The organism is Paenibacillus sp. HGF5 (assembly GCF_000204455.1).
GTDB classification, from domain to species: domain Bacteria; phylum Bacillota; class Bacilli; order Paenibacillales; family Paenibacillaceae; genus Paenibacillus_AQ; species Paenibacillus_AQ lautus_A.
Map to the genome: position 1 here is coordinate 1 of NZ_AEXS01000060.1, position 7,680 is coordinate 7,680.

General features: G+C 48.3%; 7 protein-coding genes and 1 pseudogene. 6 read left to right on the forward strand and 2 right to left on the reverse strand.

Annotation, left to right across the window (positions count from 1 at the left end):
- The 6 genes from HMPREF9412_RS09725 to HMPREF9412_RS09750 form a co-directional block, all read left to right on the forward strand.
- Positions 1–1,399 (forward strand): GAF domain-containing sensor histidine kinase (locus HMPREF9412_RS09725; protein ID WP_009591303.1); only part of this gene is annotated, 1,399 nt, incomplete at its 5' end.
- Positions 1,378–2,031, forward strand: a complete 654-nt coding sequence (locus HMPREF9412_RS09730) for a response regulator (RefSeq protein WP_036671807.1) — start codon at positions 1,378–1,380, stop codon at positions 2,029–2,031. The genes HMPREF9412_RS09725 and HMPREF9412_RS09730, both read left to right, overlap by 22 nt.
- Before the next feature lie 100 nt (positions 2,032–2,131).
- On the forward strand, positions 2,132–3,268 hold the full coding sequence (locus HMPREF9412_RS09735) for an acyltransferase family protein (RefSeq protein WP_139083919.1): 1,137 nt from the start codon (positions 2,132–2,134) through the stop codon (positions 3,266–3,268).
- 232 nt (positions 3,269–3,500) lie between these two features.
- Entirely contained in the window at positions 3,501–4,823 is a 1,323-nt protein-coding gene (locus HMPREF9412_RS33645; RefSeq protein ID WP_036671808.1) for a LytTR family transcriptional regulator DNA-binding domain-containing protein, read from the forward strand.
- A gap of 163 nt (positions 4,824–4,986) precedes the next feature.
- Positions 4,987–5,835, forward strand: a complete 849-nt coding sequence (locus HMPREF9412_RS09745; protein ID WP_009591298.1) for an ABC transporter ATP-binding protein — start codon at positions 4,987–4,989, stop codon at positions 5,833–5,835.
- The gene (locus HMPREF9412_RS09750) at positions 5,832–6,557 is read left to right on the forward strand and encodes an ABC transporter permease (protein WP_009591301.1); all 726 of its coding nucleotides are present in this window, start codon (positions 5,832–5,834) and stop codon (positions 6,555–6,557) included. Before HMPREF9412_RS09745 ends, HMPREF9412_RS09750 begins: the two co-directional genes overlap by 4 nt.
- Positions 6,558–6,651: 94 nt before the next feature.
- On the opposite strand, the gene HMPREF9412_RS09755 is transcribed toward HMPREF9412_RS09750, so the two are convergent.
- Positions 6,652–7,128, reverse strand: a complete 477-nt coding sequence (locus HMPREF9412_RS09755; protein WP_009591296.1) for a hypothetical protein — start codon at positions 7,126–7,128, stop codon at positions 6,652–6,654.
- A 159-nt stretch (positions 7,129–7,287) separates the two neighbouring features.
- Positions 7,288–7,680, reverse strand: a pseudogene (locus HMPREF9412_RS09760) (sodium-dependent transporter); the annotation flags it as partial.

Below are 7,680 nucleotides of genomic sequence, written 5' to 3' on the forward strand. Positions count from 1 at the left end.
CGGCAAATATGGCTTGCGTCAAGGCAAGCAGCGTCTGGCCAGAATATATATGACGGAGGCTTATGAAGCTTACGTGCAGTGGGGGGCTTTGGCGAAGGCTGCGGTCCTTAAGCAGGAGCACCCTCATCTGCTGCAATTGAGGCCTGAGTCTGGATTGGAACGCGTGGATACGCTCTCTGTCATGATGTCCGCCCAGGCTTTATCGGGCGAAGTGGAGATGAGTCGGCTGTTGGATTCGCTGATGCGGATTATGCTGCACAATGCGGGCGCGGAGTATGGGGCGGTTATTTTCGACGATGAGGGTAAATGGACGATTGAGGCTTGGGGCACATCAGCGGATATCCGGATCGAGTCCGTGCCGTTGGGGGAGGAATCCGAAATCGTACCTGCCCCCATTGTCGGTTATGCAGCCAGAACGCAGGAGGTCATTGTTCTCCATGACGCATCTAATGAAGGAATGTTTGTACGCAATACGTATGTCAGGAACAAAGGGTTGAAATCGGTGCTGTGTCTACCGATTATCCATCAGAATCAACTGACGTGCGTTCTATATATGGAAAATAAATTATCGAGAAGCGTATTTACGCCCCAGCGGCTCGATATATTGAAATTGCTAGGCTCTCAATGCGCAATTTCGATCAAAAATGCCAAGCTGTATACCGGGATTCAATATTTGAAGGAAAATTTGGAGCTTCAAGTGGAAGAGCGAACGCGAAGTCTGGAGCAATCGATGAGGGAAACATCGGCCGCACTGGCTGAGGCCTCTGTATATGAGGAACGGAATCGTATCGCGCAAGAAATTCATGACATTGTTGGGCATACGCTTACTTCGACGATTCTGCAGATTGAAGCAGGCAAAAGGCTGCTTCATAAGGATATGCAAGCCGGGGTTCAGCGGCTGAACGAGGCACAGGATTTGGTGCGCCACAGCCTCAATGAAATCCGGGGCTCGGTACACATGTTAAAGGAGGACAAGTATGCCCATCTTCCCAATATGCTTCAGGAGTTAATCCGGGATACAGAGCGAAACGCGGGAGTTACCATCCATGCGTCTATCCATGATTTGCCCGAATGGTTGTCTGCAGCATGTAAGAAGACGATCTATCATGCGCTGCAGGAGGGATTAACTAACGGAATACGACATGGTGGAAGCAAGGTGTTCCATTTTAATCTGATGCTCGTGGGGTCGGAGCTTGAGTTCAGGCTTCAAGACCAAGGTATCGGGGCTCGCACAATCGTTAATGGTTTTGGACTGAAAACAATGAGAGAACGCGTTGAACAATTGGGAGGCAGCTTGACGGTGGATTCCAGACCTGATCAAGGTTGTCTGCTTCTGATTAATTTGCCTTACCAAAAGCAATGGATTGGGGAAAAGGAATGGAAAAAATCACGATTGTAGTGGCTGACGACCAGCTGTTAACACGCGAAGGGCTACGGACGATACTGGATCTGGAAGACGACATGGAGGTCGTAGGGGTAGCCAAGAACGGGGAAGAGGCTTGTGAATTGGCGGATGCCCTCCAACCCAGACTTGTACTGCTCGATATTCAAATGCCCGTCATGGATGGAATCCAAGCGCTGAAGCATATAAAACAGAGCCATCCGGACATCTTTATTCTTATTTTGACTACGTTCATTGAGACGGATTACATCGTAGAAGGAATGGCGCACGGAGCGAACGGATACATGCTAAAGGATATGGATGCGGATAAAATGATTGCATCGATTCGGGATACGATTGCGGGACAGTTCATTCTTCCTGCTCCGGTTGCCGCTAAATTGGCGGCAAGAATGAACAGAATGTCAGAAGGGCATTCTGGTTTGCGAAAAAATCGGTTGGATCGGATCCGGTTGACCGAAAGGGAAGAAGAACTGGCGAGACTGATGGTCCAAGGGTTGAACAACCGGGAAATCGCAGATATGCTGCACATTGCGGAAGGCACAGCCCGTAATTACATTAGTAATCTCTACAGTAAACTGGAGGTTGTCGATCGGGCGCAGGCTATCGTCCGGCTTCAGGCGATGCTGTGAACATTGGTATACGAGAATTCACCAGTTGAGCTTTTACTTGTGACCATTGTTTTTATTCTTGCTAAACTAATCAATAGAAGTAATAATTAAGGCGATACCGTTGAACACGAATCTTTCGGACGGAGTCATACTTCCATTTTTTGAAAAGGAATTAGAAATGAAAGGTACAAACCAATCTTTGACAGGGCTTAGAGGTCTGCTTGCATTATCTGTCATTATCTATCATATATTCGGTTCAGCCATACTAGAAGGATATCTGCCGGAGGTTGCAAAGGAATCCCCTCTGTATTGGATCAACTATGCCGGACCTATCTCAGTTAACTTATTTTTCGTGATCAGTGGATTATTAATTACGCAAAGTCTGTTGAACAAGCGAACATTGGGGCAATTTGCTCTTAATCGTATTTGGCGTATCTATCCCGTGTTTATTACGATCCACATCATTATTTTCGCTGTAGGTCCCTTTATCGGATACAAATGGATGGATGGCATTGGATTCGTAGATTATATTACTAACTTCATAACGAATGCACTGTTACTTCCCGGCATTATTCCTTTGCCTATCGCGCAAATTGTTGCATGGTCATTAAGTTATGAGTTGTTTTTTTATATTATTGCGGGCTTGGCTTGGTTTGTTTATCGTAATGAGAGACTTTCTGTAGTTTCAAAATGGGTTCTGTATGCTTTAGTCATCGGGTTGAGCATAGTCATTGTGGTTTATCACAGTAATTTCTTGTTTTTTGCAGTAGGTGTTCTGCTCTTTATATGTCAAAATAAGCTGCGAAATAGGTCGAAGCCTAATAAGATTTTTTATTTCAATGGATTGATATGTTTCATTCTCATGTATGTCGCTTATCATATATTTACTGTGCCAATCGCTGTTGCTCTCCTGTTAAGCTTCCTGTTGTTTATTCCAATCATTAAGGAATATGGGTTATTATCTCGCGTTCTTCGTACCGGTTTTATGATTTATTTAGGCAGGATCAGTTATAGCTTGTACATGTGGCATACGATGGTTATGTTTGCGTTAAAAATCTTCGTTCCTAAACTTAGTAGTATGATTGGCAGTTCATCTTTGTCTTTTGCGATGTATGCAGTCTTATCCCTTTTCTTATCCATTGTTGTTTCGCATCTATCCTATCAATTTATAGAGCAATGGCTAACAGGTCAATTAAAGTTACGGATCAAAAAAAAAGATATTCCTGCAGAAACAGGAGTGATTATGAAGACAAGTTGATGGTCAATTTTATGTAAATTAAATGTATTTATTGACTTAATATGTAAAGCAAAGAAACCTGGACTTCTGAAATTAGAAGTCCCTTTTTGTTTCATTTATGGTTATCCCTTGTCATTATTTCTCGGGAAATAGCATCTGCTAGCGAATGATCCGAAATAAATAGTAGTTTCATCCAAATCATTCCATTAAAATAGGACTGTTGAATCAACAATCTAGGGGGATACAAAATCAGATGAACGCAGTACAGCTACGACACGTGCAGAAGACATCCGGCAGTACCGTATTAATTCCACACATCAACCTTGAGGTGAGCGCAGGTCAATGCGTCGTCATTCAGTGCAATCACGAATTAGGACATCAATTGCTGCTCGCCATGATCGGGCAGACACCGATATCGGAGGGTTCCATCTGGATTCAGGGAGAGGCGCTGACACCGGATCATACTCGGAGTTTTAGAGAAAAAATAGGGATTCAGCTGTTATCGGATGCGGCATACGAGCGTCTGAAGGTCCGTGAATTTCTCCATTTTTATGCTCGGCTCTATGAGACGAAGCCGGACATGGAGTTGTTATTGCAGCGGTTAGGACTAACCGAGAAGCAAAATAGCCGGGTGTCGCAGTTGACGCCGTCGGAATTGCGCCGATTGTCCATTGCACGTGCACTCATACATAATCCGCAGGTTTTGTTCATGGAAGACCCGGAGCAAAATGTCGATTTAGAGACTAGTTATATCATTCGTAATCTGATACCGGCTCTGATGGAGGAAGGCAAAGCGATCGTCATCACGACCCTGGTGCTGGAGCAGGCCATATCGATAACCAATGATGTGTATCTATATAGCCATGCCGGGTTCAAAAAGCTGGAGACGGCGGAAGAAGAACTCGAGCCCCTTGGCGATAAGGATGGAGATCAAGAGTCATTCCATTCAATAGAGGCCGAGGAGCAGGAAAGACGTTATACCGCAGCAGATTCCCGGAATGAAAATAGGGTGCCCGCTGAGGCTGCCACGGAGACTGTATCTCAAGAAACAGGAGCACGGGTTCCGTTAACTGCGCCTAAGACCGCAACAGAAACGGAATCCAACGAAGCTGCGCTGAAATCCGCCCAGCTAAGCGCTTTATCTGATCAATCGCATTCTTCAGAATCCGTTGATGAAGCCAGGGCTGCAGCGCAACCGGTTCCCATGGGAGCTCAAGTGCCGGCCTTCGTCCAGCCCGTACGCTTCGAGAAGATTCCGGCCAAGGTGGGGGACAAGCTGATTCTGTTTGATCCGACAGAAATTGATTATATCGAGAGCCATGAAGGCGTCGCGAATCTTCATGTTCTCCAAGGGGTCTATGCCTGCTCCATGTCGTTAAGCGATCTGGAAGAGCGACTCAAGGGGTTCGGGTTCTATCGCTGTCACCGCTCGTACCTGGTGAACCTGCAGAAGGTCCGCGAAGTCATCACATGGACACGGAACAGCTACAGTTTAATTCTGGACGACCATTCCAAGAGCTCCATCCCGTTATCCAAAGGCAAATACGATGAGTTAAAAAAGATCATTGGCATTTGATTTGCGTTGCATTCATCCGAATGTTTGCTCCGTTCACAGCTGATATCGCAGGCTTCAATGGCGGATATCCTCCTTTCATCCCTATTATAATGCGGTGTTTTCGACGTTACCTTAACATGAAGGGTGTAAGGCGACAACGACAACCCGAAGGGATGGATCAAACGTGCAACCAATCATTGAAGTCAATCAGCTGCTGAAAGCGTTCGGAAACAAGAGCGCGCTACAGCATATCCAATTTAATGTTCATCAAGGCGAAATATTCGGATTCCTGGGTCCAAGCGGATCGGGCAAAACAACGACGGTGAAGATCCTGACTTCCCAATTGCTGCCAACCTCTGGCACCGTGAAGGTGTTTGGTCAACCTATACATAAAATGAACGATGCCAGCCATAAGCGCCGGATCGGCATACTGACCGATAACAGCGCATTATATGAAAGACTCACCATTCAAGACAACCTGGAACTGTTCTGCAGGCTGTATGACGTGGAATCGAAACGGATTGCCGAGGTGCTGGAAGAGGTTAATCTGGCCAATGATCGTCAGACGATGGTGAAAAAGCTCTCCAAAGGGATGAAACAGCGAGTGATGCTGGCACGTGCTATTCTTCACAAGCCGGATCTGCTATTCCTGGACGAGCCGACGTCAGCGTTGGACCCGGTTAACACCCTTCATATTCATGAGGGCCTGCGGAAATTGAATCGGGAAGGAACCACCATTTTTCTGACCACCCACAATATGATGGAAGCGGAGAGCCTCTGTGATCGCGTGGCCTTTATCCATGATGGCGTGATCAAAGCGATCGATACCCCGCAGCAGCTGCGCCTGGCGCATGCCGATCAATCGATGACGGTGCTGGTGAAGGGCGAGGGCAAGCGGGTGCTGCAGCAGAATGAAGAGAGCGCGCGGCGCATCGGACAATGGATTCAGGAAGGCAGGCTGTTATCGATCCATTCCAATGAACCGACGTTAGGCGATATTTTCGTAAAAATGACCGGGAGGGAATTGCAATGACATTTTCCATGAAAAGACTGCAAGCCATAATAAACAAAGAGTGGAAAGATAGTATCCGTAACCCGCAAATTCTGTTGATGATGGGAATGCCGATCATGTTTGCCTTCCTGTTCAGCAAGATGGGGAGCGACGGGACAAAGGGCGATGACATGATGATCCTGAGCTTTCCGATATTACTCGCCTTATCGATGACAGGCGCATTCGTGCTGGCGATGATGGTGGCCGAAGAGAAGGAAAAGCATACCCTGCGCGTATTGATGCTCTCGCCTGCGAGCACTACCGAGATTCTGATGGGCAAAAGCTTCCTCACTTTCGTATTGACCCTGATCGCGGTGATCGCTTCGGTGGCCGTTTCGGAGGTGCCGGAGGTCAACTGGGGAATTCCGTCCCTGCTGATTCTCGTCTCGCTCATCATGTTCATTGCGCTTGGTTTAATCATCGGCTTGATGTCTCGTACCGTACAGGAGTCCTCCATTATCGGTTTGCCGGTACTGATTGTCTTCGTTATGGGCCCGATGTTCGCTCCCATGTTAGGCAATGAATGGATCATGAGCATCGTGAATTACTTGCCTACGCAGAAGTTTATCGATGTGATGGGCAGCGTCAGCCAAGGTGCCGCTATCAGCGAAATGACCCAGGATCTGCTGATCTGTGCAGGGTGGACGGTCATCTCCATCGTTGCAGCTGCCGCGGTGTACAGCCGTAAACGGTTCGATCGATAGCGCTGGCTGTCGTCGGTACCGGCCATTAGGTCCAATTAAAAAAGGTCTTTCCCAAAGCGAACCGGGGAAGACCTTCTTGCCGTTCAAACTTCCCTCAACCGGATCCGGCGACCGCAATGCCGCTGAAGGAGACCGGACCGCTGAGCAGCAGTGAATTTTCGCCGGGGGAGACTATATAGAGAGTATACCGGATCAATCCTTGGTTAACGACCGTGGCGGGAGGGGTATCACCGGCCGTCAGGGAGATGGGAAACATATTGAACGAGAGGTTCCCGGGATCGACGAGCTGCTCGTAAATGATCGTTCCGGAACCCGGCGTTCCGCTGCCGTCTCGCTCAATCAATAGAGTCATGGAAGAAGGCGCTGCCTCGGTTGTGGCCGGACGTAACAAGGATACCGTGCCGGACAGCCATACGCGCACGTCCGTGACGTTGACCGTTCCAAGCGCCGGGATGGTTTGAAGTCCGATATCTCCGATAAGGAGCGGCTCGGAAATATCGATGGGTTCACTATCGCTGGCCCGCATCGGCATATGGACGGATAGACGCATGTCCAACAATTGAATCGGCATGGAGAGAAAACACCTCCTTTTAGGATAGTATATGATCCGCTTCATCGAAGGTGTGCCAATCTGCAAGTGTTCGGTCCATCTGCGGCCGTCCGGTGGCCAAGTCCATAGAAAAGGCAGCCTCCTGGGCCGGGAAGGGCCAAGGGGCTGCCGAGAGCATGATTATTCGAATGTGATAAGCCCCGTGGTATGAAGCAGCACCAGAAATACGAGAACCGGCGCAATATAACGGAGCATGAACAGCCATACCCGGAACCAGCCTGCTTTCAGACCAGCGGCATCTGCCGCCTTCTTCCAGAAGTATCCCGCAAAGAGGGTGGTGATCAGGCCCCCGACCGGAAGCAGAATGTTGGATGTGATGAAATCCAGCCAATCAAAGAAATTTTTGCCGCCGATATCGGTAAGCCCGGGCACGATGCCGAATGACAACGCGGAGGGTAAGCCGACCAGCAGAACCAGTGCGCTGATAACCACAACGGCTTTGGTGCGTCCCCAATGCCAGCGGTCCATGACATACGAGGTTGGAACCTCCAGCAAGGAGACCGCGGACGTTAA

Bases quoted from the DNA above. Each gene is read 5' to 3' on its own strand.
- HMPREF9412_RS09755 (WP_009591296.1), bottom strand. From the start codon at position 7,128: ATGCCGATTCAATTGTTGGACATGCGTCTATCCGTCCATATGCCGATG.
- HMPREF9412_RS09750 (WP_009591301.1), top strand. From the start codon at position 5,832: ATGACATTTTCCATGAAAAGACTGCAAGCCATAATAAACAAAGAGTGG.
- HMPREF9412_RS33645 (WP_036671808.1), top strand. From the start codon at position 3,501: ATGAACGCAGTACAGCTACGACACGTGCAGAAGACATCCGGCAGTACC.
- HMPREF9412_RS09730 (WP_036671807.1), top strand. From the start codon at position 1,378: ATGGAAAAAATCACGATTGTAGTGGCTGACGACCAGCTGTTAACACGC.